We start from the raw sequence: 26,061 nt of genomic DNA, 5'->3' as shown, positions 1-26,061 counted from the left end.
GTAGCTACTTCTGTCCTTTAGGTGACCGCTATTGGACAGGGTTTCATAAAGAGTAGACACTTCTGTCCTTTAGACGACTGCTATTGGACAAGGTTTCATAAAAGGCAGCTACTTCTATCCTTTAGACGACTGCTATTGGACAAGGGTTCACTAAAAGCAGCGTTTGCCGTCCATTAGACGCTGCCTTTTGGACAGATTACCGCAAATAACAATGGTCGCGGGATATGAGGGCGATTTCTGAAAAAATATCATTCAATAGGACAAGCTGCTGATGAGAGTCTCATCGGCAGCTTGTTTTTTCTAGATTGTTCTTGATGAAGTCGAATAATCAATGGCATCTGGATCAATTCTTTTCAATGGTCGCTCGGCCGGTCCCTCCATGACTTCTCCTTCGTAGGAAAATCTTGAGCCATGGCACGGACAATCCCACGTGCGATCGCCACTATTCCAATGAACCTCACATCCCATATGCGTACATGCAGTGTCAACGATGAATAGCTCGCCATTTTCATTTTTATAAGCGCCTGCCCTGCCACCTTTCATCGTTATGGCTGCTCCCTCGCCCGCTTTTATATCTTTTAATTCTTTATCCGGCCGATCAAACTTACCACCAATTAAATGAGCGGCAACATTAAGATTTTCCTTTATAACATTTTTTAGCCCGGGATTTGCGTGAAAACGCGCCGGAGAAAATAAACCGGCATAGTGATTCTTTTTCCCTTTTATAAGGTCGGTGATTAAAAGAGCGGCAATCGTGCTCGTCGTCATCCCCCATTTTTTAAATCCCGTTGCAACAAATATATTTTCATGTCCTTCAGAGATACGCCCAATGTATGGAACGTGATCAGGAGTTTCTAAGTCTTGGGCTGACCAGCGATACATAATGTCTGTCGCCCCTAATGTTTGTGAGGCAAATGTTTCCAATGCATCATAATGCTCCACTTCTGGGATGCCTTGACCTGTTTTATGCCCTGCCCCCGTAACAAGCAGTATTTCTTCATCTTCAATTGTGACAGAGCGAATCGAGCGGGTTGGTTGTCCAGCGCTAATATACATACCGCCTGGATAGGGATTTTCTGCTTTGACTGCGATGACATAAGAACGTTTTGGATAAAGTCTGGTAAAATAGCCTTGCCCATCGTGAAACGGAAAATGTGAGGCAGAAACAACGTATTTCGCTCTAACTTTATGTCCGTCTCTAAAAAACACTGTTGCTACATCACCGTCCTCCATATGAGTAGCAACGGATTGTTCGTATATTTCTCCCCCATTTTCCTTTATATAGTGAATGAGCTTTGTTAAATAATGTAATGGATGAAATTGAGCCTGCCCCTTCATTACAACCGCTGCTTTTACTGGAATGTCCAATGGGATTTCGTTTGTAAATCCACCTTCAATCCCTAATCTTTCGTACGCTTCCGCTTCTCGTTTAAGTTTTTCAACTTCAGTATTTTCGTTTGTATAAATGTAAGCATCCTCATGCTGAAATTGACAATCAATTTGATATTGATTGATGGTTTCTTTTATAAACTCAGCTGCTTGCGCGTTAGCTTCATAATACAGCTTCGCTCCATCCTCCCCTAATTGCTGAATAAGCTGATCATAAATCAAACCGTGCTGTGCCGTAATTTTTGCAGTCGTATGCCCAGTTGTTCCATTTAACAATGTACTTGCTTCAAATATAGCAACACGGAAACCTTCTTTCATTAGCTTGTATGCCGTTGTAATTCCAGTTATCCCCCCGCCAATAATCGCAACCTCAACTTCTATATCTTTCTTAAGCGGGGAAAATGATTCAAGCTTCGTTGATTCTAACCAGTACGATTGTGGAACATTCCCCTTCTCATCGCGTGCATTCATGTCATATCATCCCTTTCCATTCTCTACTATTGATATCCCCAACTAAGGGATAAAAGATGTATGAAAAATCGGAGATGCTTCCAATTGTTATTTTAAAACAAAACAAAAACAACCCTCGTAAAGAGCGTTGTCTTTGTTTCCATCTATTTATTAGCTAATAACTGGTAAAACCTTTGTTCCTTTTTCCATTTCTGATTTACAAATTGGGCACACAGTTTTTTCGTCTGTGGAGAAGGCATCCCTCATCCAACAAGTGCATTCTGGATTTGTACATTTCCAAATCACAGTTTCTTCTTCAGGGATAGGCTCCTGAGGTCCTCTTCTATAAGCCAAGCAAGATCCCTCCTTTTACTATACCTATTATACGTCATCAAGGGGAATAATCCAAATTCGTTTGGAAAATACCGGAATTAGCTACTAGATTAGGATCATAAATGATTATATCGGGCGCTTCCAACATAAACATGCTATAATATTTTGGATAATGATATTTTGGAGGTTGTGTGAGTTTTGATTACTGTAAATAACGTAGGTCTCCGTTTTGGTGACCGTAAATTGTTTGAAGACATAAATATCAAATTTACACCGGGAAATTGTTACGGATTAATCGGTGCAAATGGAGCAGGAAAATCAACATTTATTAAAATTTTATCAGGGGAGCTTGAGCCTCAGGATGGAACGGTATCTATGACTCCTGGTGAGCGTCTTGCTGTTTTAAAACAGGACCATTTCCAATACGAAGAAGAAGAAGTATTAAAAGTCGTGATTATGGGACATGCCCGTCTTTATGACATTATGCAGGAAAAAGATGCCATTTATATGAAAGCTGATTTTTCTGAAGCAGACGGTATGCGAGCAGCCGAGCTTGAAGGCGAATTTGCTGAGTTAAACGGTTGGGAAGCAGAATCAGAAGCTGCGATTCTTTTAAAAGGTCTTGGGATCGGAGAAGACTCGCATTATAAAAAAATGGCGGAACTTTCTGGAGCGGAAAAAGTGAAAGTGTTATTAGCACAGGCGCTTTTTGGAAAGCCTGACGTTCTTCTGCTTGACGAGCCGACGAACCATCTTGATATAAAGGCTATTCAATGGCTGGAGGAGTTTCTCATTAACTTTGAAAATACAGTCATTGTCGTTTCTCATGATCGTCATTTCTTAAATAAGGTTTGTACACATATTGCTGATCTTGACTTTGGTAAGATCCAAATTTATGCGGGCAACTATGATTTCTGGTATGAATCAAGCCAACTTGCATTGAAAATGGCTCAAGATGCAAACAAAAAGAAAGAAGAAAAGATTAAAGAACTGCAAGCGTTTATCGCTCGTTTTAGTGCAAACGCATCGAAGTCTAAACAAGCGACATCAAGAAAAAAGTCACTTGAGAAAATTACACTTGACGATATTCAGCCATCTTCTCGTAAATATCCGTTCGTCGGATTTACACCTGACAGGGAAATCGGCAATGATTTATTGACAGTGGACCGGATTTCAAAAACCATTGATGGAGTAAAAGTTCTCGATAATATCAGCTTTACAATGAATAAAGATGATAAAATTGCACTTGTTGGACAAAATGAAATTGCGAAAACAACATTATTTAAAATCCTTACTGGAGAAATTGAACCTGATGAAGGATCATTCAAATGGGGCGTTACGACATCCCAAGCCTATTTCCCAAAAGATAACTCTGAGTTTTTTGAAGGTAGCGATTTAAATCTAGTTGATTGGTTGCGCCAATTTTCACCCCAAGATGATAGTGAAAGCTTCCTGCGCGGATTCCTAGGGAGAATGCTCTTTTCAGGCGAAGAAGTGCTTAAAAAAGCTTCCGTCTTATCTGGTGGTGAAAAAGTAAGGTGTATGCTTTCTAAAATGATGCTAAGCGGTTCAAATGTACTCTTACTAGACGAGCCGACAAACCATTTAGACTTAGAGTCGATCACAGCACTAAATAACGGTCTGATCAATTTTAAAGGTTCGATGATTTTTGCATCGCATGACCAGCAATTTATCCAAACGATTGCTAACCGCATCATTGACCTTACTCCAAAAGGAATCATTGATAAAGAAATGAGCTATGATGAATATCTTGAGAATGAACAATTGCAAAAGCAAATTGAAGAAATGTATGCTTAATACGAAACCCTGAGGTCATTTTTACTCCTCAGGGTTTTTTCATGGGGTTAGAAAACGGCTCGACTTTGCAATGATTTGCTCAACAATACCAGCATTTCTTTTATACATTTCTTTTGCTTCTATCGAATCGGTTTCAAGAGCATATGATTCTAAATCAGCTTGGCATTTTTTTAAAGCTGCTAATAAAAGTGGCTTAACTTGTGGCGTTGGTATACTGATTTGATCATCATATACATCGACCGTTAGCTGACCGTTGCAATCAATTTGTCCAATGTACACATTATCTAGAGCCACATTTAATTTTTCCAGCTCTACTTCGAGCCACGCTCGATTATAACCGCTTTCCGCAAGCGGTGCATCCATAATTTTTCCTTCTTTAATCACGGATTGGGGAACTTTTGTAGGTGGGACATCCATTTGCAGATCGGAAGCCGTTAACGGTTGTTTTTCTTTTTTCAGCATTACATTTAGCTCCCCGTTTGTTTCTAGAACTGCGAACTCAACATCAGCAACTTGGAAAGCATTTTTATTTCTTAATAATTGTAATAATTCATCAACAGAATATTTTTCTTTCGTTAAATTTTCTTCTTGGATCTTTCCATCCTTTATGATTACTGTTGCCTCTCCCTCAATAAATTTTCTGGCACGCTTGCTTTTTATTGCAAGGATTCCAGCAACAAAAGGAATAGCTGTCCAAATAAGCAAGCTATATAGACCATGGAAAAAGTTCGTTTCCAATCCTGTTGATATTTCCGCAGCAATGCTCCCAATTGTAATCCCCGCCACATATTCAAAAAACGATAAATGGGATAGCTGTTTTTTCCCAAGCCACCTCGTTAATAAAAATAAAATAAATACGAGGATGACTGAACGAATTACGATATAAAGCCATTGTGGTAGATCCATATTCACCCATCCCCTTTCAGGACTTCCTATATTGAAGTTCCTCTAGCTTCATCCTTTCAATTCGCGCGCGCAAATCAGTAATGACAGGCTCCATTTCCATCATACATTCATGGAAAATCATTTTTGTTGCTTCATCTGTTGATTTTAGTGCTAAATCACTAAAAGCAGCAGAAATCCCCTTCGCATTTGCCATCGTTGCTTGCACATTTGCAAAAACAGTCATAGAGCACCTCGATTCGAATAAGGCTGGGACAAAAGTTTTTATCAAATCTAAATACGAATGCTACTCGCTTCGGAAATATATTTCGCTTTCCGCGGGAGGTTGTTGAGGCCTCGGGCCAACAGAATCTTCGCCAAGAAGCCGTTGCCACACGACGTGGCGAATTTAGGCTGCGTTCCTTAAAAGGCTGCGGGGCCTCAACGATGCCTTTCTGCCCGCTGGAGTACACGTATTTTCCTACGCTAAACTATTGCATTGTTCGCCTAAGAATTGCTCACTTTAGTTATGTCCCAGCCTCATCCAGCTATTATTGATTATATTGTGGCTCTTCTTGCATGATTTCTTGTATGCGTGGCGTTAAAGCGTCAATGACCGCTTGTGTTTGTTGAGCCGTCGTTTTATACAATTGTTTTGCTTGCTCATTATCAGTTGCTAAGGCAAATCCTTCTAAGCTTGCCTGTGCACTTTTTAAACCAGCAATCGTTTGCTGAACATTGCTAATGACCGTCATTATAAAAACAACCTCCTTTTTATTCAGCCAATTCTATTTTGCGATACATAGGCTTTGATTATGAATTGAAAATATTGGACATAAAAAAACCCGTTGATAACGGGTTTAATCTAACTGAATATAGCGATATAAATGACTAACGATCACTTTTAATAAAGCATACGTCGGAACAGCTAAAAGTAATCCAACTAATCCACCGAATTGTCCAGCAATAAGTAAAACGAATATAATCGTTAACGGATGCATATTTAATGCTTTTCCCATAACAAATGGAGAGATAAAATTACTTTCAATTTGCTGCACGACGACCGCAACAATTACAACAAAAATTGCTTGAACAGGTGAAGTTAATAAGGCAACGATTAAGGCAGGAATGGTGCCAATCCATGGACCGATAAATGGAATGACATTCGTAACCATTGCAAGCAATCCGAGCACAAGCGAATATTCCAAGCCAATAATTAAGTAGCCAATATAAGCAAAAATCCCGACGAATAAACTAACGACTAATTGACCTTGTATGTATGAGCTTAATGATTTATCCATTTCTTCTAATATCGTCTCTGCTTCAGCTTGATGTTTTTTCGGTAATACTTTCATTAAAAACTTCGGTGCCTGTTTTCCATCTTTTAACATAAAAAACAGAACGAATGGGATTAATGCGAGCACCATCACAATGTTGGCGATAAAACCGACTGCACCAGCAATTGTTGAAGCAATATTTTGCAGCATACTTTGGGCATTTTGTTCCAATTTTTCTGTTATTTTCTCCAAGGATAAATAATCATTTTGAAAACGTTGGAACCATTCATTTGCCGATAATTCGATCACTGTTTGTTGAACATTACGTATGTATTTTGGAAAGTTTTTCACTAAATGATTAAATTGCGTTTGCAATTCAGGCCCGATTAAAAAGACAGCTCCTGTTGCCAGACCGGCAATGGCAATGAAAATAAGTACGATCGATAAGATGCGCGGAATTTTCTTTGACAATAAATTTACCGCTGGTCGTGTTAAGTAGTATAAAACCCCAGCCAAAACGATTGGCGCAAATAATGTTTGAACGATGATCACAAGCGGTGTGAAAATAAAGCTAATTTTCGTTCCAAGCCAAATAATGACAAACAACATGATAATCGCTATCCCAAATTTAAACCATTTCTCTCTGAGCATAATTCCCCTCTTTTCCTTACATTCATATGTTCTATTATCGCATGGATACAATGAAAAACAACCGTTGAACATTGCTAAACATTTATTTTTTAAAATTGGCTATTCACTGAATAGTTCGTTATAATCAAATTTATTAGGAGCACGAAATAATAAAGGAGGAATGGTTGATGCAAGTTGCTGAAAAACGCTTAAAAAGAGCGGAAGTACCCGAACAGTTAACGTGGGATTTAGCGGATCTTTATGAAACAAAAGATGGATGGAATTTGGCGATCGATGAAATCATAAACGATTTGCCTTCCATCACATATTATAAAGGAACTTTTCATGAAGGCGCGAAAAATCTTGCGCAATGCTTACAACAATTTCAAGCTTTTCAAACAAAACTCATTCGTGTTGCGACCTATGCCAGTCTGCGCCAAGCTGCGGATGGCACAGACCCTGACAATCAGGCAGATTCTGCAAAAATTGCCTCCTTATTGGCGAAAGTAAATGCAGAGCTAGCTTTTATCGATTCGGAAATCCTTGAACTACCTGAAGAAAAGGTTCAGGGGTATTTAAAAGAAGAACAAAGTCTCGAACCATTTACAAAATTTCTCCATGACTTACTTGAAACGAAACAACATAAGCTTTTACCTGAAACAGAAGAAGCTTTAGCATCGCTCGGTGAAGTGTTAGGAGCGCCATTTACGGTTTATCAATTAAGTAAATCTGCCGATATGCAATTTAGCTCGATTACCGATGAAAAAGGCAATGAGCTTCCTGTATCATTTGCCCTTTTTGAAGATCATTATGAGTTTTCCGCAAATACTAACATTCGCAAAAAAGCGTATGATTCATTTGTTCATACATTAAAGCAATATAAAAATACATATGCGGCCACATATGCGGCAGAGATTAAGAAACAGGTGGCTTTGTCACGATTGCGCAACTATGAATCTGTCACACATATGCTGCTGGCGCCCCAACAAGTATCCATTGAGATGTACAATCAACAGCTGGATATTATTTTTAACGAGCTTGCTCCCCATATGCGTCGTTTTGCGAAGCTGAAAAAGGAAGTGCTTGGACTTGAAGAAATGCATTTCTGTGATTTAAAAGCTCCGCTTGATCCAGACTTTAATCCATCAACGACATATGAAGAAACAAGCGCAACGATTTTAGAGGCGCTAAGTGTAATGGGTGAGGAATATAATGAAGCAATGAAAAAAGCGTTGACAGAACGCTGGGTCGATTTAGCCGATAATATTGGCAAATCAACCGGGGCATTCTGTTCAAGCCCATATGGTGTTCATCCGTATATTTTAATTACTTGGACAAATCAAATGAGAAGTGCCTTCGTACTTGCACATGAGCTCGGGCATGCGGGACATTTCTATTTAGCCGGGCGCGATCAAGAGCTGATCAATACACGCCCATCAATGTATTGCATCGAAGCACCATCAACAATGAATGAGCTATTGCTAGCTGAACATATATTAAAAAAAGCAAATGACACACGGATGGAGCGCTGGGTTATTTTACAATTGCTTGGAACGTATTACCATAATTTCGTTACCCATTTATTAGAAGCTGAATTTCAACGACGTGTCTATCATTTGGCAGAAGCTGGCACCCCTCTAACCGCAAGTCTATTCTGTGAACAAAAGACAAATGTTCTTAAAGATTTTTGGGGAGACAGCGTAGAAATCGATGAAGGTGCAAGTCTTATTTGGATGCGCCAGCCACATTATTATATGGGGCTATATCCATACACATATTCCGCAGGTTTAACCGTAGCAACAGCAGCGGCGGAAATGATTAAGGAAGAAGGTCAGCCTGCCGTTGATCGTTGGCTTAAATTATTAAAAGCTGGCGGAACGAAAAAGCCACTTGAGCTCATTCAACTATCTGGAGTAGATATGTCAAAGCCGGATCCAATTAAAAAAGCAGTCGCTTATGTTGGTTCATTAATTAAGAAACTAGAAAATAGTTATAAATAAACTAATTAGCCTAAATGTTTTTTTGAGTCAACCATTTCAACCAATTGTACCGAGTCGTAATAGCGGCCAGCTTATTTGAGCGGTTTGAAATACTCTTTATATTCGCCGAAGACTTAACTCAAATCAGCAAAACTCCATCTGGACTTTTATTGATTTGAGTTAAAGTGGCGGATTTTTGACTCCTAACTTTAGCCAATCTTCCTTTGGCGGACCATAAACGCCAAATGGTTTCAAGCCTGCTTGACGTATAAGAATTGTTAATTGACCACGATGATGAATAATGTGTTTAATTAACCCCATCAAAATTTGAGCATTTGTTTCATCTCTCCCAAATGCCTTTTGTATTTGGCACAAAGAATCATCTGTCCATTGTTGTTCAATCACTCTCGCAGCTTCACTAGACAGCTTTTTAAATGTTTCCGCCATTACTTTTGCTGAGGTAGGGACATTTTCCTCATTTTCAATTTTATCTATCTTTAATCCAAAATGAGTTAAATAATCTGGAATATTGGTTATAAAATGCCACGCAATTCTTCCTAAAGTACGTCCTTCAGGATATACTTGCTGTGCTAAAGAGTCGTCTGTTAAACCAGCCAATACATTTTGTGTTAGCTCAGCTTCTTTATTCCATTCTTTAACAAAGTCTGAAATACTTACATACATGAATATTACACCTCCCCCACCCAAGAACATACATTCCCACTTATTTAAAGTATACATCAAAAAAGAGAATAAGTGCAAGCGCTATTCTTTCTTGATTGGAATCAAATGTGTGATTCATTTATTATATTGTAAAACGATCACTTACTCTTCTACCCAATATTAATAAAATCATTTTTGGCTTAATTTATTTGATTTATTTTTCTTTCTAGCTCTTCTATCTTTTTCTTTAATCTGTTCGTTTCAGATCTTCCAGTTAAAGCAAATACGAATGCGACGATTGCTAGAACAAACGCGGTCGTTTCCATGTTTTTTGCCTCCCTTTCAACTAGTATACGCGTGAAGATCCATTTAAAAACCCCGCTGCCTAACGAAAAGGCAACGGGGTTATATAATACGGCAATTAATTTAATACTGTCTCTCTTTCAAGGCGCTGAATTCTTGCTTGTACTTCGTCTTCTGTTAAATCATGCTCTTTCACATATAGATTACGCGGATGAACGCGACATTCATCTGTACAGCTTCTCATATACTTTTGTTCGTTTTCTTCTGAACAAAGAATTTGTTTATTACATTCAGGATTTGCGCAGTTGACGTAACGCTCGCATGGCTCGCCGTCAAAATAATCACGACCAACGATGACATGCTCTTTACGGTTAACAGGAACAGCAATTCTTTCATCAAAGACATAGCATTGTCCGTCCCAAAGTTCCCCCTGTACTTCAGGGTCTTTTCCGTATGTGACGATTCCGCCATGAAGCTGTGATACATCTTCAAAGCCTTCCTCTAACAACCAGCCTGAAAATTTCTCACAACGAATTCCGCCTGTGCAATACGTTAAGATTTTTTTACCATCTAACATTTCTTTATTTTCACGAACCCAGTCTGGTAAGTCACGGAATGTTTTAATATCTGGACGGATCGCACCCCTGAAATGGCCGAGATCAAACTCATAGTCATTACGCGCGTCCAAAACAACTGTGTCCTCCGCTTGCATCGCTTCGAAAAATTGTTTTGGGCTTAAATATTTCCCTGTCACTTCGTGTGGGTTAATATCGTCTTCCAAGCGCAATGTGACCAACTCTGAACGTGGACGAACATGCATTTTTTTGAACGCATGCTTATCAGCCTCATCAATTTTAAATACCATCGTTTCAAAACGTGGGTCATTTTTCATTGCATTCATATAAGCTTCTGTTTGTTCCCACGTACCTGAGACCGTTCCATTAATCCCTTCATTAGCGACCAAGATACGCCCTTTTAATCCGAGCTCTTTACAAAATGCTAAATGTGCACTTGCAAACTCCTCTGGATTTTCAATTGTTACATACTGGTAATACAATAACACACGATATTTTTCATTTTCTGACATGCAAAATACCACCTATCGATTTATATTTGCAAGATATAAATGTATTTAGGAGGGTAAATTCCTAGATTCCTTCTAGGTCTTATACACTATACTCTTACATCAAGATATTTTACCGCCTGACTAGTAAAAAATCAAGAGAAACTCATTTTATTTAAGTTTACCGAATTTCCTTTAGCATATGTTTTTTTCGGCAAACATCCCCCTTTTGAAAGGGTAATTATTTATTTATATTTTTTAACATAACCAAGTAAACGTGCGTCAAGTACATTCGTGTGGATGGACAAGGGTGTTGATTTCCGTTCTGTCTGGCCGCTTTACGCGTGCGTGCCTTGAGCCACTCCATCCAACAGGTTGTTGGTCACGAAGCCGTTGCCACACGATGTGGCGATTCTAGGCTTCGATCCGATCATCGCTCTGCTGGGTCTCACATCCCACAGGAGTCTCCGCCAGACACCACTCAAATGTATTTCAAATTTAAGTATGCATCTTATTAATACGGCAGAATTGCCCTAAATATAAATAAAGAACTTCGAAACTTTTTCCGATTAATATCGTAATACTCATAAACGGAGGTGGTTTTCTTGAGTATTCTTAGTATGATAGCTTCAATCATTGTAGGAATATTTCTCATTTATTTTGGTTATCTAATTGCTGTGAAAAAGATGCTATCCTTAATTATCGGTTTTAACGAAAATACATTTTACGGTGATAAAAATCAATATGCTAAAAGATCAGGGCTGTCTGCAATAATTTTAGGAATTTTAGTTCTCGTAATGCCTTTAGTTGTTTTGGTTTTTGGTGAAGCTGTTATACAATCATATAAATACATTATCGGATTATATGTCGTATTAATGATCATAGTTGCTAATTATTGGCGATTCCGATTTTAGACCAATGTTTTATGGAGGGTGAATGGGACCTTTTAAAAGCCATTACAGTAACCTTACTACAAGTAATAATAAATATTTGTTAAATGCTTTAATAACATTTTAACACCGTTGACTGGTGTGGAGATCAACAATATTGACGCCTACTAGGGGACTTTTTATTGCCTTGAATAAGCAACTTTAGGAAATCATTTCATCATGCAGATTACAACGAATATATCCGCGAAAATGTTCTTCGACAATTTCACCAATATTAAAAATTAATTCTTCATTTCCATTACAGCTAATCAACTGAATGCCAATCGGCAATCCTTTTTCATCCTTACCGATCGGAATCGTTAAGGATGGAAGACCCCAAACATTCGGATAAGCAACAAATGGCATGTATTTTAAAAATGTCTTTTTAATTGAAAAGAGTTCACGATAAAGCTGGCCATGATTCAATGCTGTTTCATGATAGACAGGCATGATTAGCACCTTGTTTTCTAAATAATGGTGAACAGTTTTACTTCCTTTCCCAATTGTTGCTTCGATTTCCTTTATTCGAATATGATTCGGCTTAAATAAGCGAGTACCGATAAGTGCCCAAGTTAAATAATCATGATACTCAGAACGATGACTAAGCTTTTCTTTCAAATATTCTTTCACAGGATTCATTTTCCGCTCAGATGATGCGGCAGCAACCATCGATGCTCCACCATCGATCGACATAATTTCTTGCCATAATAAGGCGGACTCTTTAAAATACGGTGGAATATTCTCAACGCTTTGAAATGGGAGTCGCTCTTTTATTTGCTCAAGCAAATCCGATGTATGATTTGCTAATGGAAATCCTATATCCGATAAAAATTCAATCGTTATCGGTTCGGAATGTGTACGTTCTTTTTTCTCTTTAGCAATAATCCCGTAAATGAGCCGGGCATCTCGAACCGATTTGACGATCGGCCCAATCCCAAGCATTTGATCTTGCAACGGGTGTTCTACTTTCGGAAAACTCCCTTTTACATCCACTTGACCATAACCTGATTTAAAACCGATCACTCCATTAAAATGACTGGGAAAACGGATCGAACCGCCAATGTCTGAACCAACTCCAGCAGCGGCTCCGCCAACGGCGATGAGTGCTGCCTCTCCTCCACTCGATCCACCTGCCGTTTTCCTGACATCCCAAGGATTGTTCGTGCGTCCGTATAATTTATTATCGCTTTCTTGGCAAAAGCATAATGTTGGCGTATTTGTCTTTCCTAAAATAATCGCTCCTTCTTCTTTCAACTTTTGAACAATTGTCGCATCCTCTGACATCACCATATTGTTTCGATGTCGCAAACCGCTCGTCGTTTTCATATTGCTTACATCGAACGATTCCTTCACACTAATCGGTACACCAAATAATTTTCCTTTCGCATTTCCAACTTTCATTTGTAAATCCGCCGCTTCTGCTTCTTTCAACGCAGCTGTAAAACGATCTTCAACAAGGGCATTAATTGTAGGATTGATATGTTGTAAATGGGATATAAAAGCGGAAGTTGCTTCCACAGATGAAATCTCTTCGTTTCTTATTTTCCCAGCTAATTCGGTTGCATCCATATTTAAAATCATTTGTTGATGAACCACAAGTTTTTTCTCAATCGGTTGCATACCTAACATCCCCCTTTTGCCACTATCATTAATTTACTATTCGTTATCGTTCTTTCGAAATCCTTTACATTTTACAGATTATATTGAAAATGACTATAATATAGCTAAAAGTAAATAAGAAAGGATGATCAAATGAACGGAGCCCAACAAATAAAAGGAACGGTAAATCATAAAAAACTACCGAAAAAAGTTGTATTTTGGAGAGCGGTTCTTGTTACAATCGGCGCGATGCTTATGGCTATTTCTCTCGAATGCTTCTTAGTTCCAAACCATATTTTGGATGGTGGCATAACGGGAATATCAATTATTTTAGCTCATTTGACTGGCGCGCGACTAGGGATCGTTATTTTCCTTTTAAATCTTCCTTTTATCTACCTTGGCTATAAGCAGATCGGAAAAACATTTGCTTTTACAACCCTTTATGGAATCCTCATCCTATCGATTACCTCGATTCTTCTTCATGATGTCGTTATCGTGACAGAGGATTTACTATTAGACACTGTTTTTGGTGGCATTATATTAGGCATGGGTGTTGGTATAGTCATCCGCTATGGAGGTTCCCTTGATGGAACTGAAATACTCTCTATTCTATTAAACAATCGGCTCCCCTTCTCTGTTGGTGAAATTATTATGTTTTTTAACTTTTTTATTTTTGCAACTGCGGGATTTATTTTTAGTTGGGAGCGAGCGATGTACTCGATTATTACCTATTTCATCGCATTTAAAGTCATCGATATTGTTATCCAAGGTTTAGATGAATCAAAATCTGCTTGGATCATCAGTGAGCAAGCAGATGCGATTGGTGAGGCAATCATCGCGAGACTTGGACGTGGCGTGACGTATTTAAAAGGTGAAGGTGCATATACGGGTGATGATAAAAAGGTTATCTTTTGTGTCGTTACTCGCTTAGAAGAGGCAAAGCTAAAATCAATTATTGAAGAATTTGACGATGGTGCGTTCATTGCCGTCGCCAACATTGCTGAAGTACGTGGCGGTCGCTTTAGAAAGAAGCATATCCACTAATAAGAAATGAAATAAAGCCCGTTCCATAAGCGAATAGATCGCCTTAGGAAACGGGCTTTTAAGATTATTCTGCCGTTAATTCACGGACTTTTGCATCTGTCGGTAATAACCATGTTAAAATGCCAAGAAGTGGCAACAGACTACAAAAAACCATTAAAACCTTTATGCTGAATAAGTCGGCAAGCGTACCAAGAAAAACAGCTCCGACCGCCCCCATTCCGAAGGCAAAACCGACGATTAATCCCGAAACCATGCCGATTTTTTTAGGAACAAGTTCTTGCGCGTAGACAACAGTCACACTAAAGCTAGACGTAACGATAAAACCAATGAGAAAAATAAGCGGGATAATCCACTCGATCGATACGTGCGGCAATAAGATCGTTAATGGTGCCGCACCTGCCATCGACATAAAAATGATATTGCGGCGGCCAAATCGATCGGCTAAAGGCCCACCAAAAAAAGTACCTAATACACCAGCAAACATAAAAATGAACAAATATAATTGAGCTTGTTTAATCGTAAACCCGTACTCATTTCGCAAGTAAAATTGATAAAAGTTTACGATTCCTGCTGAATACCAAGAGCGAGCAAACACTAAAAAGACAAGCAAGGCAATCGCCGCTTTAATTTTCCGATGAATCGGAGCACCCTTTTCACCATTTTGTTTTTTCTTCGGCTTGAATGCATCAAGCTCTAGCTGTTTTTTATACCATCTAGAAACAAAAAAGAGCAGGAGCATCCCGAGCAAGGTAACAACAATAAAGCTAAGAGCCCCTTTTTGACCAAACCGAACAAAAATAAAGGCAGTAAACACTGGTGCTAACGATTGGCCAAAGTTTCCGCCGACTTGATAAATTGACTGAGCCAGCCCTCGTTTTGTTCCCGCAGCCATATAAGCAACTCGCGAACCTTCCGGATGGAAGATCGCTGATCCTAAACCAATAAAAAATACAGAAAGAAGGATGACAGGATAATTAGGCGAAAGGCCAAAACCTATTAATCCAATCATGCTTAAAAGCATACCAAACGGTAATAAAAACGGTGTTGGTCTTCGGTCAGCAATATAACCGAACACTGGCTGCATCACCGAGGAAGTCATATTCAAAACAAATGCAATCCAGCCAATCTGTGCATAGGATAATTGTAAAATTTCTTCAAAAACCGGATTCATCGCGGGAACAACCGCTTGAATCGCATCATTAAAAAGATGACCGCCACTTATGGCAAATAACACACCATAGATGGTAGCCATCTGTGGTGTTGCTTTTTGTACTTTTGCTGTATTCATGTAACATCTCTCTTTCCAAAACTCAGTTTATTTCCGGACATACTGAATATCTTTTGCAAAAAAGATCACCATAATCTTTAGGGAGGTGTATGATTGATGGCGAAAATTGGTGTTGAACAAGGGTTAACAAACGTCCAACAAGCATTAAATGAAAAAGGTTATGATGTCGTTCCACTCCACAATGAATCTGATGCGAGTGGTTGCGATTGCTGTGTTGTTTCTGGGATGGATTCAAATGTGATGGGGATGCAAACCATCTCAATTGAAGGACCCGTCATTGAAGCGAGTGGAAGGTCAGCAGATGAAGTTTGTCAAGAAATCGAACATAAACTAAATTTATAATAAAAGATGCGGGGAGCAGCGCTAACAGCCTAGCTCCCCATAGATATGCCGATAAAAATAAGCGACAAACTTTTCCATTTCTTTGTCAGAAAAAACTTCTATATTCATATTTATTTGTAGCTGAGCCGCACTAATAACCGCTTTAATATTTGCCAGCTGATTCAGTAGATACAAATCCTCTTGCCTACGGATTAAAACAACTTTTGGGTATTCTTCCATTTTATATCCTTCAACGAGAATAAGATCTACATGAAGGCTTTCATATATAGCGATCGTTTTTTGTAGAGTGTTCTGACTTGCTTCAATATGTACGATTCCTTCTCCCTCAACCGCCGTGACGATCGCACCAGCAGCCCGATGCTTATCAGAATCCTTCTCTTCAAGTCTGCTGAGTGGAACCCCACCATGTCCATGGTGCTTAATTGTCCCGATCGCGAGCCCTCGACCGCTGCCAGATTGGATCATTTTCTCCATTAATGTCGTCTTACCGCTATTTTGATAACCGACTACTTGGAAAATCTTGCTTCCTGCCATGCAGTTTCACTTCCCTGTTCATCCTCAAGCAATAAAACATCAATCGTATCGCCTGCTTGATAGCCTCTCGTCCCCCCAGGCAGGACAGTGAGACAATCAGCCCATGCTAATGAAGTAACGACCCCCGATTTATCAAGACCAACCGGCTCCGTCAATACTTGTCCGTTATCGACTATCATTTTACTGCGAACGAAGCGGCTAAACGGATTCGGCTTAGGAAAATCAATGTTTAATTTTCCTGAAATTTTCCGGAGATATGGCCGGTCTGAATGAAGCCAATAACGAATAATTGGGCGAACGAATAATTCAAAACCAATATAGCATGCCGATGGATTGCCTGATAAACCAAAAAGCAGTTTATCGCCGGTAACTCCACAGCTTGTTACACTTCCGGGACGCATCGCAATTTTATTAAAGAGTAAATCCGCCCCAAGTTTTCGATAAATCTCAGGCAGGAAATCAAAATCGCCGACAGATACACCTCCGGTTGTAATGACCATATCACACTCCACTAATGCCTTTTCGATCGCTTGGTATAATGCATCCATATCATCTGCGTATGAACCGTATCGTTTATAAACGGCACCCGCCCGTAAAATTTGTGACTCGATCATAAAGCCGTTGCTATTACGAATTTTCCCCGGAACGAGTTCATCTTCCGGGCGAAGCAATTCGCTTCCCGTTGCAATCACACCAATGACAGGACGTGTAGCCACTTTCACCTTGCTATACCCAAACGTCGCTAATAACGCCTTGATTCCTGGATTAATTTTAACCCCTTTTTCAATAAGCGGGGTTCCTTTCTTTGTATCCTCACCTTGAAAAGAAATATTATCACCAGGCTCTATTGTTCGCTTAATTGTAATAAATGGCAGTCCAGCACGCTCCACTTCCTGAACTAACTCAAGCATAATCACACAGTCTGCACCTTCCGGAATTTGAGCACCGGTCATAATTCGAATTGCCTCCATTGGGGCAAGTCTTTTTTCCGAAACCTGTCCAGCACCAATTTCGTCAATGACTTGAAATTGAAGCGGATTTTCTCTCGACGCTTGTTTTGTATCAATTGCGCGCAATGCAAACCCATCATAGGGTGAACGATCAAACGGTGGAACATCATGATCAGCGATGAGTGGATCAGCTAAAAAACGCCCATCACACTCATCAAGGGAAACAAGCTCATGTCCTCCTCGCTGCTTATGTTTCATTACTTTATCAATTGCATCTTTAACCCAAATAGGTTTTCGTTGATCAACCATGTAAACTGTCACTCCTTAGCCGCCAATATAAGACATTTCAATCTTCTTCTTATCAATTGGTTTCCCTTCTGTTCGCTCATCCGAATAGCGATCAGTTCGACCGCTCCAAATATGAGAAATTCGTTCTTCGATTTGTTGATTATTTGCCTCACTGCGAACGAGCGCACGTAAATCATGACCGTTTCCCGCGAATAAACAAGTATAAAACTTGCCATCAGCGGATATCCTCGCTCTTGTACATGAAGAGCAAAACGATTCAGATACGGATGTAATAAATCCAATTTCCGCGTTTGTATCTTTATGTTTATAGCGTTTTGCTACTTCCCCAAAATAACTCTGTTCCACGGGTTCAAGTTGAAAATGCTTGGACAATAACTCGAATATTTCTCTTTTTGTTACGACCTGTTCCCAATTCCAACCATTCGTCGTACCAACATCCATAAATTCAATGAATCGTAATGTCACATCTAAATTGCGAAAATATGTGACCATTGGAATGATTTGGCTATCATTTACTCCTTTTTGCACAACCATATTTACCTTTATCGAAAAGCCGGCTTGCCGAGCAGATTCAATCCCTTTCAGAACCGCTTCTGATCGCACACCGCGCCCATTCATTTTTTGAAAAATCGTATTATCTAATGCATCTAAACTAATGTTTAATCGACGTAATCCAGCATCATATAAATCCTTTGCATATTTCGGAAGCAATACACCGTTTGTTGTCATTCCAATATCTGTAATCCCTTTAATCTCATGCAGCTTTTTAATAAGAATAGGGATGTCTTTTCGCATAAGTGGCTCTCCACCGGTTATTCTTAATTTCTTTACGCCTAAATTGGCAAAGATGGAAGCAATTCGTTCGATTTCCTCAAAAGATAACACTTCTTGCTTACGTAAAAAAGGATAATCCGGACCAAATATTTCTGCTGGCATACAATATTGACAGCGAAAATTACATCTATCAGTAACAGATATGCGGAGATCATGTAAAGGACGATGTAGTTTGTCTTTTAACATACTCATATCATCAACTCCAATCTGAAGCTTTTTAAGCTTATGGTTTTATTGTAACACTTTTACGCTCAAAAGTACTCGATCGTCTTCCTAATTCAAAGACGGACTTCCTTCTAACCTTTCAATTTACAATCAAAAGAAATGAGAGTTTTCTGCCGAAGTTTGATAAAATAAAAATAATATATATAAGTTGAATTAACATTCTCTATGTAAATGGTTTTTGAACAGATGCATACTTAGTTCTCGAAAATACATTGCGTTTCCTTCGTGCGGCGCGGATTCACCGAAGCTTATTCAATGTCTTGGGGATTAGCGGTACCGTTAAGACTTGGTAGGAACGCATGTAAAGAAACGGAAGCCTAAAATTGCCACAGCGTCGGGCAACGGCTTTATGACCAAATACCCTGTTGGTCCCGCCTAGATCGAAAATAAATGGTGTGTGCCTTTCACTTTGTATGGATGTTATTTATTTCAACTTATATAATTGTATAGATTTTGAAAGGATCGAAAAACGAATGCAGGCACGACGGATCGCTATTTTATTTATGATGATTTTTCTTTTTGTCTCCCCATTGCAAATGAGAGCCGAGGCGAGTAAAGTACCTATACCCGTTGGGGAAATATATGTACAAGATTTTGCAGAAGTATTGACGAAAGAACAAAAAAACGAGCTGCTTGAGCTTGGAGCATATATAGAAGAACATACTCACGCACAAATTGCTCTGTTAACCGTCCAATCATTAAATGGGCTTCCTGTTGAGGAATATGCTTTACAAGCATTTCGTCAATATGAACTCGAAAAAGAAGAGGAACATACTGGTATTCTTCTCTTATTATCGTTGCAAGATCGTAAAGTTCACATTGAGGTTGGATATGGGCTTGTAGATATTTTTTCAGATAAAAAAGTCGGCTCTCTATTGGAGCATTATGCTCTCCCTTATTTGGAACAAGATGAAATTGGACTTGCCTTAACAAATACATATAAACAACTATTCAATGAAGTTGCGGATGAATATCGCTTAAAAAAACAAGTTGAGGCCAAAGCTTTTGAATATGGAAATGATCATGGTCCTTCCATATTATCGATTATTATTTTTACTTTCATTGCCGTTGTACTTATCTTTTTAGATTTCCGCTTTCTACGTGGCATCTTTACATTAACAACGTTAAGGTTCTTTTCCTCTATCTTTGCATGGATTAAAAGACAAGGAAAAAGGGTAAGAAAACGAAGCGACTGAATAATAAGGAGCTGAAAACAATGAAAAATGTATGTGCCATTCATTTACTCGTTCATGGTAGAGTGCAAGGTGTCGGCTTTCGCTTTTCCACACAGCAACTCGCAATGGAGCATCATATTAAAGGGTGGGTAAAAAATACAATGGATGGAACCGTAGAAATTGCCGCTGAAGGAGAAAAAACGAATGTAGACAATTTTATTAAAGCTTTGCAAACGAGCCCCAATCTTTTTGCACGGGTCGATCAAATTGATGTCGCACCTATCGATCATCTTCAAGGCTTTCGCTCATTCCAAGTAAAATATTAAAAAGGGTGTCCAAAAAGTCTAGGAAATTGACTATTTTGGACGCCCCTTCTATTTTTATTGGCCTTTCGCTCCAATTAATATGAATTACTTTATCCAATCGATTGAAACAATAGCTTTTTCAACAGCGGGAATAATACATCTGGAAGTTTATCAATTGTAGGCACGATAATGCTATAATGCCCGTAAATGTTTTGAAAAACTTTTCTCTGTTCCTCTTCTACTCCCGTTTTTGAGAGGAAAATATTAAACACTTCAATTCCACTCTTCCTCGCCTCTTGAACAGCCTCATGCGTATCAATGATTCCATTCCGATCATAACCGTAAGCCGCGGGCTCACCGTCAGAAAAAACTAATAGAAATTTTTGTTGCTCACGTTGTTGCAGAAGTCCTTTTGTGATGACTCGGATCGCATAACCATCTCGATTATCTTCTTCAGGGGCTAATTGCATAATCTCCGGCCCGCTGCCCGGCAATAACGATGAAGTATAATCAATCACACGATGAAAGTAGTTAGGCTGGTCTGTTGCTGATGCCTCATTCGCATCTTCCCAAAATCCGGTAATTTCATGACGGACCTTTAATGATTTTAACGCTTCATGGAATAAAATAATCCCCCGTTTTGTTTCGTCCATTTTATCGTACATCGACGCAGAACAATCGACTAATAAACTAAAGAAGGCATCAATTTCCTTTGATTGCTCATCTTTTTTATAAAAAAGACGTGGTTGTTCATCCGTAAAAAATCGGAGTAATTTTTTATTTAAACGTCCAAATTGTAAATCTGAACGAGGTTCAATTTTTTTATGTTCCAACGTAAGGTCGATCATTTTCTTCAATTTTTTTTGGAACAATAGGATGTTTTTCTTATGTTCGTTATATTCCAATTGATCTTCATGATTAGGACTTGTTTTTGGCAAAAATATGGAACGGGCTTGTTTATTTTCTCTTCCATACGGGGAGCCTTTCATGTCCTTCTCTGCACTCGTTTCATCCAAAGCTTCAAGCTTAGAAAAATCTTTATTCGAGCTTTTTCTTGATGAGCCTTGAACGATTGCTAATGCTTGATCACCAGCCTCCCCTTCTCTTGCTCCTTCTGAGAAAATATCCGTTTTCGTCCCTTGATCAAGATCAAATTGGAGGAAGCTTTGTCCGGGGCTGCTTGTTTCCCGATGCCATGTTTTCATTTCTTCGTCAAATACTTCCTCATCACCGGTTGCGGATTCTTCCGCTTCATCATCATTTTTCAATGGATCTTTTCGTAATAAATCCGAATAACTTAATCCTACGGCAGTTTCAGTAATTACCTGTGATAAATGAAAATATTCGTTAATCATGTCTTTGTCTATATATGCCTTTATAAGCTCTACGATTTGCATACAAATATGAGCGATATCTCTCGTTGAGCTCGCTTCAGCTAATGAGAATACTTTTTCGCGAAATAACGGAAGCATTGTTTGAAGATATTCTGGAAATCGTGAGCTTAATTCATAAGGATAATCGGCATTTAGCAATAAATAAATACTATTGTATAATGCATCGATATAAAGGCTTTTTTCTAAATTGACCGTTAATTGTGATTGAAAATAGTCCATATACACTTGACGGCGAATGTTAAATTCCTTCACGGTTCCCGGTCTCGCCCGTTTACACACTTCCTCGACGCGCAAGTCTTCAGCGAGTTTAAACAATTGTTTAGCAAAGCGTGTACAGCCGATTTCTTCGGCCCATTGCTGATACTCAATGACAGCAGCGAAATCTGTATAATGTAAATTTCCAAGCGCCCTTAAAAACACATCGCTTTTCAGCCCCGCCCTCATGATCGTTTCTGGGCGATGATTCCAAAAATGGCTGACGTATATAACTTTTTCTTCCTGGTCTAAATAGGAATGCACACGAAATTCAGCATCGTAATCTCGATCCTTCGCCAACGTTTTTGTTAAATCCGCCAATTCCATAACGAGCATCGAATCGACTTTCTCATCATTGAAATGGATAAATCGATACATGTATGCCTACCTCCTTAGGAAAACAATGTGGCAGCAATATTCATTACAGCTGCTTTTTCTCTTTCCTCTTCAAGCTTATCGGCAATCCCTCTTTGGATCGCTCGCAGCGGAGGCATATATGAGGCAAGATCACACGTATCAATTAATGCGCGAATCGATGCGGCTTCCTCTGGAATTTGCCCGTTGCTCACTTGTGTAATTAGATCCTCTGATAACGTAATGAACTTATCAATCAGTGCTTCATCGCGAAGTTTGCTTTCATTTAGCAATACTTTTTTCAATGTCTCGTTTTGCACATATGGTATTTCGATGACGATAAAGCGATTTTTTAACGCCTCATTAAGCTGTACAGTACCAATATATCCCTCATTGATTGCCGCAATAACGCCAAATGACGGCTTAGCTTTCACGACTTCACCAGTGAATGGATTAAATAACGTTCTGCGATAATCGAGCACACTGTTTAAGATCGGCAATGTTTCCGGCTTAGCCATATTGATTTCATCGATATATAATAGATGACCTTTTTCCATTGATTTGACAACCGGTCCGGGTACGAATTCAATTTTATTTAAGCCATTTTCTTCCCCGATTGTTTTAAATCCAAGCAAGCTTTCCGCATCCATATCAACGGAACAGTTAATACTATGCATTGGTTGTTGGAAAAAATGAGAAAGAGTTTCAGCCAATTTCGTTTTACCTGATCCAGTTGGCCCTTTTAATAAGACGTTCTTTCCAAGCGCAAGAGCGATCATCGCATCAAATATTAAGTTTTTATCTTCAGCAATGAATCCTCCCTTTGAAACTAGCTCTTCATCAATATTTGAAAAGGTTAAATGTCGTTCTTCAATCACTTTCTTTATGTCCGCTGGTAGTTCCATTGTGTTCATCATTAAATCCTTCTTTCATATAAATAAATACAATATAAGTTGAAGTTAATAATTACATACAATGTAGAGGTAATTATTGTTGATTTTGACCCAGGTGGATGCTGTTCGTCACGAAGCGTTTGCCACACGCTGTGGCGGGCGAAATTAGGCATCGCTCTTAAACGTTTCTATGGGACGTCACCTATCACGCTAATCTGAATAATCCTCCGTGAAATCGCACGAAGGAAACGTGAAGCATTTTCGAGCAGTCGTCACCCTTCACTCCAATCAACTAAGTATACCTCTGTTCAAAAGTCATTTACTTAAATAAATGTAGAATCTTATTTCAACTTATATATCCTTATCTATTCTAACAAATGATCATGAAAATAAAAAATTTCACTTACTTGTCGCAAGTGAAATTTCTTAGAACCTTTTTACTTAATGTTGCTCCTTCATAGGGAAATCATCCATTCCCAATATAATCGGCTCGTTTTTAGTTGTATGATAGGTATATAATCCCCTTCCGACTTTAATAATATTTTCATCCACCTTCTCGATTGTTTTCATAAATGTCGTCATATTTGCAATCCGAAAACCAGTGCGATCCTCGATTAGCTTCTTCAAATCGACTCCGCGGATCGGTTCTGTTTGTTCTTTCAAAATAGAAACGGCGGTGTCACGCATCTTCGTCGTTTTACTTCGCCGTGATGGACCTCGTCTCCGATTCTTCTTCGATTGATCCTCATCAGTCTGTTCATCTTCCGAAGGACCTTCAATGAAAGATTTAATCGACTCCAAATACTGCAATTCAGCTTGCTCTGAAGAATTAGATGTATTCTCTTGTTCATCTAATTCTCTTAAACGATTAAAAATAAATGCCCGCTCTTTTCGCAATTCTGTTAACAATCGTTCTTCCGCATCCTTCATTTGCTCCAATCGCATTTTCAAAGCCATTCTTTCATCAAACATCGTCCATCCCTCCGGTTCAAGGTTTATCATCTTCATCATATAATAAAATAAGAAAAATAGTAAAGTAAATAATATGAAGATTTTCATAATTGGATAATAACGTCGAATTTATGATCATTATGAAAATATTTGTCTAAGAGATTAGGTTGTTTTCTGTTAATAGATCTAGTAAACTATTATCTGGAAGCGTTCTCAATTTCCTGTTCCACTATACTTTTATTTAGGGGGAATTCAATGAGTCAAGTTACAATGGAGTTAAATGAAAAGCTGCAAAAGTTTCTACAAGGGACAAAAAAGCTATATATTAATGGCCAATTTGTAGAAAGTGCCTCCGGAAAAACATTCGACACACCTAACCCGGCAACGGGCGAAACGCTTGCAACGATTTATGAAGGTGAAGCTGAAGATATTAACCGCGCAGTTTTAGCAGCTCGAGATGCATTCGAAAATGGCAAATGGGCCAAGATGAGTGCAGCCTCCAGAAGTAGACTAATGTATAAGCTAGCAGATTTAATGGAAGAAAATAAAGATGCTTTAGCACAGTTAGAGACTCTTGATAATGGAAAACCGATTCGTGAAACAACGAATGCGGATATCCCACTAGCAATTGAACATATGCGCTATTATGCTGGATGGGCAACGAAGCAAACAGGGCAAACGATTCCTGTTGCAGGACCATTCTTTACGTATACACGCCATGAAGCAGTTGGAGTAGTTGGACAAATTATTCCTTGGAACTTCCCGCTCTTAATGGCGATGTGGAAATTGGGAGCTGCCTTGGCTACTGGCTGTACAGTCATACTTAAGCCTGCTGAACAAACACCTCTTTCCGCATTATACTTAGCTGAATTAATTGAAGAGGCCGGCTTCCCACCTGGTGTCGTTAATATTATTCCAGGATTTGGTGAAACGGCTGGACAAGCGCTTGTCGATCATCCTCAAGTAGATAAAATCGCGTTTACCGGTTCTACTGAAGTAGGTAAGTTGATCATGCAGCGTGCTTCTTCTACACTAAAACGTGTAACGCTTGAACTTGGTGGTAAATCTCCTAATATTATTTTACCTGATGCTGATTTAACGAAAGCAATCCCAGGTGCGTTAAATGGCGTCATGTTTAACCAAGGACAAGTTTGTTGCGCTGGATCGCGCGTATTTATTCAAAAGAAACATTTTGATAATGTTGTTGCAGATATGACATCACATGCAAAAAATATTAAGCAAGGGGCAGGTTTAAATCAAGAAACGCAAATAGGACCTTTGGTTTCTTCCGAACAGCAAAATCGCGTTCTAAATTATATAGAGAAAGGGATTAGTGAAGGAGCAGAGCTAGTAATCGGGGGGCAAAAACCGCGTGAAGATGGCTTTTTTGTAGAGCCAACGATATTTGCAGATGTAAATGACGAGATGACCATTGCGAAGGAAGAAATTTTTGGTCCGGTCATTGCTGCTTTGCCATATGAAGATCTTGACGAAGTAATTGATCGGGCAAACAGAAGTGAATATGGACTTGCCGCTGGTCTTTGGACACGTGATATTGCCAATGCACATTATGTTGCAAATCGAATTCGCGCCGGCACAGTTTGGGTAAACTGCTACAACGCCTTCGATGCTGCTGCACCATTTGGCGGCTACAAACAATCTGGAATCGGGCGTGAAATGGGCTCCTATGCTCTTGATAATTATACAGAAGTAAAAACCGTCTGGATCTCAACAAAATAAATCCAGCTTCCTTTCTAATAGGAAAACAGCCTTATAGGTCTGTTTTCCTATTTTTATATTTTTCAAGAAATTCAGTTAAAAAACTTTCCATTTTGATTGATTAAGTGTAGAATGGGTGAAAATAGAGAATAATCAATTCCATGAGGAGGTTTT

Annotated in this window: 25 protein-coding genes; 8 read left to right on the top strand and 17 right to left on the bottom strand. The window is 39.0% G+C overall.

Features of this window, described 5'->3' with window-relative positions:
* Positions 1 to 300: 300 nt before the first annotated feature.
* Complete coding sequence (locus tag KHA95_RS17740) at positions 301 to 1,860, bottom strand: FAD-dependent oxidoreductase (protein ID WP_213138891.1); 1,560 nt, start codon at positions 1,858 to 1,860, stop codon at positions 301 to 303.
* Between the two features lie 150 nt (positions 1,861 to 2,010).
* Positions 2,011 to 2,193, bottom strand: coding sequence for a cold-shock protein (locus KHA95_RS17735; protein ID WP_213138890.1), 183 nt, complete (start codon positions 2,191 to 2,193; stop codon positions 2,011 to 2,013).
* Between the two features lie 177 nt (positions 2,194 to 2,370).
* Between KHA95_RS17735 and KHA95_RS17730 the strand changes: the two genes are divergently transcribed.
* Complete coding sequence (locus KHA95_RS17730) at positions 2,371 to 3,990, top strand: ABC-F family ATP-binding cassette domain-containing protein (protein WP_213138889.1); 1,620 nt, start codon at positions 2,371 to 2,373, stop codon at positions 3,988 to 3,990.
* 39 nt (positions 3,991 to 4,029) lie between these two features.
* On the opposite strand, the gene KHA95_RS17725 is transcribed toward KHA95_RS17730, so the two are convergent.
* From KHA95_RS17725 to KHA95_RS17710, 4 genes are all read right to left on the bottom strand, one after another.
* Entirely contained in the window at positions 4,030 to 4,896 is an 867-nt protein-coding gene (locus KHA95_RS17725) for a DUF421 domain-containing protein (protein WP_213138888.1), read from the bottom strand.
* A 16-nt stretch (positions 4,897 to 4,912) separates the two neighbouring features.
* The gene (locus tag KHA95_RS17720; RefSeq protein WP_213138887.1) at positions 4,913 to 5,119 is read right to left on the bottom strand and encodes a DUF1657 domain-containing protein; all 207 of its coding nucleotides are present in this window, start codon (positions 5,117 to 5,119) and stop codon (positions 4,913 to 4,915) included.
* A 304-nt stretch (positions 5,120 to 5,423) separates the two neighbouring features.
* On the bottom strand, positions 5,424 to 5,627 hold the full coding sequence (locus KHA95_RS17715; protein ID WP_213138886.1) for a DUF1657 domain-containing protein: 204 nt from the start codon (positions 5,625 to 5,627) through the stop codon (positions 5,424 to 5,426).
* A 105-nt stretch (positions 5,628 to 5,732) separates the two neighbouring features.
* Positions 5,733 to 6,800, bottom strand: a complete 1,068-nt coding sequence (locus KHA95_RS17710) for an AI-2E family transporter (protein WP_213138885.1) — start codon at positions 6,798 to 6,800, stop codon at positions 5,733 to 5,735.
* Positions 6,801 to 6,964: 164 nt separating this feature from the next.
* On the opposite strand from KHA95_RS17710, the gene pepF reads away from it, so the two are divergent.
* Positions 6,965 to 8,779 (top strand): oligoendopeptidase F, encoded by a 1,815-nt coding sequence (gene pepF, locus KHA95_RS17705; protein WP_213138884.1) that lies wholly within the window; start codon positions 6,965 to 6,967, stop codon positions 8,777 to 8,779.
* Between the two features lie 159 nt (positions 8,780 to 8,938).
* Here the strand turns inward: pepF and KHA95_RS17700 are convergent, their stop codons facing one another.
* The 3 genes from KHA95_RS17700 to trhO all read right to left on the bottom strand — a co-directional run bounded on the left by KHA95_RS17700 (position 8,939) and on the right by trhO (position 10,811).
* Positions 8,939 to 9,442 carry a DinB family protein gene (locus tag KHA95_RS17700; protein WP_213138883.1) on the bottom strand — a complete coding sequence of 168 codons (504 nt, stop codon included), beginning with the start codon at positions 9,440 to 9,442 and terminating at the stop codon, positions 8,939 to 8,941.
* Between the two features lie 179 nt (positions 9,443 to 9,621).
* A complete protein-coding gene (locus KHA95_RS23205; protein ID WP_283248183.1) occupies positions 9,622 to 9,747 on the bottom strand; it encodes a hypothetical protein in 126 nt (41 codons plus the stop codon).
* A gap of 95 nt (positions 9,748 to 9,842) precedes the next feature.
* Positions 9,843 to 10,811, bottom strand: a complete 969-nt coding sequence (gene trhO / locus KHA95_RS17695; RefSeq protein ID WP_213138882.1) for an oxygen-dependent tRNA uridine(34) hydroxylase TrhO — start codon at positions 10,809 to 10,811, stop codon at positions 9,843 to 9,845.
* 581 nt (positions 10,812 to 11,392) lie between these two features.
* Between trhO and KHA95_RS17690 the strand changes: the two genes are divergently transcribed.
* The gene (locus tag KHA95_RS17690; protein ID WP_213138881.1) at positions 11,393 to 11,701 is read left to right on the top strand and encodes a DUF3784 domain-containing protein; all 309 of its coding nucleotides are present in this window, start codon (positions 11,393 to 11,395) and stop codon (positions 11,699 to 11,701) included.
* A gap of 177 nt (positions 11,702 to 11,878) precedes the next feature.
* Here KHA95_RS17690 and KHA95_RS17685 read toward each other — a convergent pair whose 3' ends face one another.
* A complete protein-coding gene (locus KHA95_RS17685) occupies positions 11,879 to 13,336 on the bottom strand; it encodes an amidase (protein WP_249317038.1) in 1,458 nt (485 codons plus the stop codon).
* Between the two features lie 132 nt (positions 13,337 to 13,468).
* On the opposite strand from KHA95_RS17685, the gene KHA95_RS17680 reads away from it, so the two are divergent.
* Positions 13,469 to 14,359: a YitT family protein gene (locus KHA95_RS17680; RefSeq protein WP_213138880.1), complete on the top strand. Its 891-nt coding sequence runs from the start codon at positions 13,469 to 13,471 to the stop codon at positions 14,357 to 14,359.
* A 64-nt stretch (positions 14,360 to 14,423) separates the two neighbouring features.
* On the opposite strand, the gene KHA95_RS17675 is transcribed toward KHA95_RS17680, so the two are convergent.
* Positions 14,424 to 15,647 (bottom strand): MFS transporter, encoded by a 1,224-nt coding sequence (locus KHA95_RS17675; protein WP_283248182.1) that lies wholly within the window; start codon positions 15,645 to 15,647, stop codon positions 14,424 to 14,426.
* Positions 15,648 to 15,743: 96 nt separating this feature from the next.
* On the opposite strand from KHA95_RS17675, the gene KHA95_RS17670 reads away from it, so the two are divergent.
* Positions 15,744 to 15,989, top strand: coding sequence for a YkuS family protein (locus KHA95_RS17670; RefSeq protein ID WP_213139002.1), 246 nt, complete (start codon positions 15,744 to 15,746; stop codon positions 15,987 to 15,989).
* 21 nt (positions 15,990 to 16,010) lie between these two features.
* On the opposite strand, the gene mobB is transcribed toward KHA95_RS17670, so the two are convergent.
* From mobB to moaA, 3 genes are read right to left on the bottom strand one after another with little or no spacing between them, the layout of a single operon-like run.
* Positions 16,011 to 16,523 (bottom strand): molybdopterin-guanine dinucleotide biosynthesis protein B, encoded by a 513-nt coding sequence (mobB, locus tag KHA95_RS17665; RefSeq protein WP_213138879.1) that lies wholly within the window; start codon positions 16,521 to 16,523, stop codon positions 16,011 to 16,013.
* The gene (locus tag KHA95_RS17660) at positions 16,496 to 17,782 is read right to left on the bottom strand and encodes a molybdopterin molybdotransferase MoeA (protein ID WP_213138878.1); all 1,287 of its coding nucleotides are present in this window, start codon (positions 17,780 to 17,782) and stop codon (positions 16,496 to 16,498) included. The genes mobB and KHA95_RS17660 overlap by 28 nt, the downstream gene beginning before the upstream one ends.
* A gap of 15 nt (positions 17,783 to 17,797) precedes the next feature.
* Entirely contained in the window at positions 17,798 to 18,808 is a 1,011-nt protein-coding gene (moaA, locus tag KHA95_RS17655) for a GTP 3',8-cyclase MoaA (protein ID WP_213138877.1), read from the bottom strand.
* Between the two features lie 506 nt (positions 18,809 to 19,314).
* Between moaA and KHA95_RS17650 the strand changes: the two genes are divergently transcribed.
* Both KHA95_RS17650 and KHA95_RS17645 read left to right on the top strand, forming a co-directional pair.
* Entirely contained in the window at positions 19,315 to 20,037 is a 723-nt protein-coding gene (locus KHA95_RS17650; protein WP_213138876.1) for a TPM domain-containing protein, read from the top strand.
* Positions 20,038 to 20,057: 20 nt separating this feature from the next.
* On the top strand, positions 20,058 to 20,342 hold the full coding sequence (locus KHA95_RS17645; protein WP_213138875.1) for an acylphosphatase: 285 nt from the start codon (positions 20,058 to 20,060) through the stop codon (positions 20,340 to 20,342).
* Positions 20,343 to 20,431: 89 nt separating this feature from the next.
* Here KHA95_RS17645 and KHA95_RS17640 read toward each other — a convergent pair whose 3' ends face one another.
* The 3 genes from KHA95_RS17640 to KHA95_RS17630 form a co-directional block, all read right to left on the bottom strand.
* Positions 20,432 to 22,348, bottom strand: coding sequence for a vWA domain-containing protein (locus KHA95_RS17640; protein WP_213138874.1), 1,917 nt, complete (start codon positions 22,346 to 22,348; stop codon positions 20,432 to 20,434).
* 14 nt (positions 22,349 to 22,362) lie between these two features.
* The gene (locus KHA95_RS17635; protein WP_213139001.1) at positions 22,363 to 23,229 is read right to left on the bottom strand and encodes an ATP-binding protein; all 867 of its coding nucleotides are present in this window, start codon (positions 23,227 to 23,229) and stop codon (positions 22,363 to 22,365) included.
* Between the two features lie 429 nt (positions 23,230 to 23,658).
* The gene (locus tag KHA95_RS17630) at positions 23,659 to 24,189 is read right to left on the bottom strand and encodes a Rok-like winged helix domain-containing protein (RefSeq protein ID WP_213138873.1); all 531 of its coding nucleotides are present in this window, start codon (positions 24,187 to 24,189) and stop codon (positions 23,659 to 23,661) included.
* A 234-nt stretch (positions 24,190 to 24,423) separates the two neighbouring features.
* Here KHA95_RS17630 and KHA95_RS17625 point away from each other — a divergent pair, with 234 nt between their 5' ends.
* The gene (locus KHA95_RS17625) at positions 24,424 to 25,908 is read left to right on the top strand and encodes an aldehyde dehydrogenase family protein (protein WP_213138872.1); all 1,485 of its coding nucleotides are present in this window, start codon (positions 24,424 to 24,426) and stop codon (positions 25,906 to 25,908) included.
* The last annotated feature ends 153 nt before the right edge of the window (positions 25,909 to 26,061 follow it).

This window comes from Bacillus sp. FJAT-50079 (assembly GCF_018343515.1).
GTDB lineage: Bacteria > Bacillota > Bacilli > Bacillales > Bacillaceae_C > Lederbergia.
This window is presented reverse-complemented; position numbering and strand designations above follow the sequence as displayed.